Genomic DNA, 1,944 nt, shown 5'->3' with positions numbered 1-1,944 from the left:
ATTTTACAGTAACATTAAAACAAAATTATTGACCGCGTGGTACAGAAAGGAGTATTCTATTCATGTTATCTTTAAAATGAGAGGAGGATACGATTGAATAAACGCGGCAGACCTCGAGAGTTTGATTATTCCTCAATTGTAGATGTTGCAATGAAAACATTTTGGTTAAGAGGATATGAAGGATGTTCTACACAAGATTTATGCAGTGATACAGGACTTGGAAAAGGAAGTTTATACAATACTTTCGGTAGTAAACATGAACTGTATAAACAAGTATTAGAACGCTACCATGAAATTGGGATTAGGGAACAAAAGAAATTGTTACATACTCCAATTCCAGTTAAAGAACGATTAAGTAAATTTTTTGAATGGGCATTGAAAGAAGACTTTGAGAATATGGATCAAAAAGGATGTTTATTGATTAATGCCAGTATAGAACGTGCTAAAAACGATTTAATGGTACAAGAAATTTTCTCGAAGCATGTTGAACTTCTTAAACAAGCTATTGAAACAGTGATGGAGGAAGGATTGCAAACAGGTGAAATTTCAAAGGAGCAATCCGCTGAGGAATTAGCTAGTCTGCTTTTAAGCAGTTATTACGGATTCCGTGTTCTTAATGTATCGATGCAAAATCGGATGTTGTCTGAACAAGTTATCAAAGGAACAGTAGAGTCTATTTGTGGCGCTTAGTGCGCCCTTTTTCGCACTATTTTTGTACCGATCATTACAATAATGAATAAGGAGTGTTTTTATGCCATCGATTATTTATTTATTAGCTTTAGCAATCTTTTGTATGACTACATCAGAATTTATGGTTGCAGGTATGATGAATGAACTTGCTCTTGCATTCCAGGTTTCTGTATCATCCATTGGGTATTTAATTTCAGCTTATGCAGGAGCAATGGTAATAGGAGGCCCCATTTTAACTGCAATCCTCTTACGAATGCGCAGCAAACAAGCATTATTGTTTTTAATGTTCATATTTTTAATTGGTCAATCGCTCGGAGCTATTGCTTGGAACTATGATATTATGATGATTTCACGTATTATAACTGGTATTGCTTCAGCTTCAGCTTTTGGAGTTGCGATTTCCTTTTCTGCGACATTGGTTCACTCTGATTCAAGGGGAAAAGCTGCATCAATTGTACTTGCAGGTTTAATGTTCGCAACTGTATTAGGTTTACCTATAACAACCGTTATTTCGCAATATTTTGGCTGGCGTATTAGTTTTGGGGCTGTTTCTGTTCTTGTGCTAGTATCAGCAATTATGATTCAACGGTTGTTACCATCCTCTTCAAATAAAGAGCAATTAAATTGGAAAGATGAACTTCTGCGATTTAAGAATATTCATCTTTGGGCAGCGTACGTAACAAGTATGTTCATTATTGGTGGTACGTTTGCAGCATTTAGTTATTTCACTCCTATCTTTACAAATGTTACAGGGTTTTCAAGTGCAAGTATTCCATATTTACTTGCTCTCTATGGTAGCGCGACAGTAATTGGGAATATAATAATTGGCAAGTTCGCTGATAAATTTACAATGAAAATACTTATGGGTGGATTAATTATATTAATCATAGCGTTGTCTTTATTTGCTTTAAGTGCAGAGAATAAATACATTGCAGTTATTTCTACGATTTTTATTGGTTTAACTGGTGTAGCATTGAATCCAGCTATGGTTGCGAGGGTGATGAAGACAGCTAGTAATGGAATAATGATAAATACCGTTCATAGTTCTTTTATTACGCTAGGTATTGTTATTGGTTCGTCACTAGGTGGTCTTGGGATCAGTAAAGGATATGGTTTTGTATCTCCTCTATGGATTGGAGCTTGTTTAGCTATCCTTGGGGTAATTTCGTTATTCCCATATTTACATAAAGGAAATGTAGATTAAGAGGTTTAAAATTTCTTTATATGGGGGAGCACCCCATCGCTATCAAGCTA

At 35.3% G+C, this 1,944-nt stretch carries 2 protein-coding genes; both read left to right on the top strand.

The window, feature by feature from the left end; translation table 11 throughout:
* Positions 1–93 precede the first annotated feature (93 nt).
* The gene (locus ABWK52_RS06065) at positions 94–690 is read left to right on the top strand and encodes a TetR/AcrR family transcriptional regulator (RefSeq protein WP_061654902.1); all 597 of its coding nucleotides are present in this window, start codon (positions 94–96) and stop codon (positions 688–690) included.
* Positions 691–751: 61 nt separating this feature from the next.
* Positions 752–1,894, top strand: coding sequence for an MFS transporter (locus tag ABWK52_RS06060; protein ID WP_001139233.1), 1,143 nt, complete (start codon positions 752–754; stop codon positions 1,892–1,894).
* Positions 1,895–1,944: the final 50 nt, after the last annotated feature.

This window comes from Bacillus sp. AP50, from assembly GCF_040492675.1.
Lineage (GTDB): Bacteria > Bacillota > Bacilli > Bacillales > Bacillaceae_G > Bacillus_A > Bacillus_A cereus.
The sequence above is the reverse complement of the archived record's forward strand: the minus strand, read 5'-3'. Positions and strand labels throughout refer to the sequence as shown.

Excerpts from the sequence above, each read along its gene's own strand:
- ABWK52_RS06060 (WP_001139233.1), top strand. The coding sequence starts at position 752 with ATGCCATCGATTATTTATTTATTAGCTTTAGCAATCTTTTGTATGACT.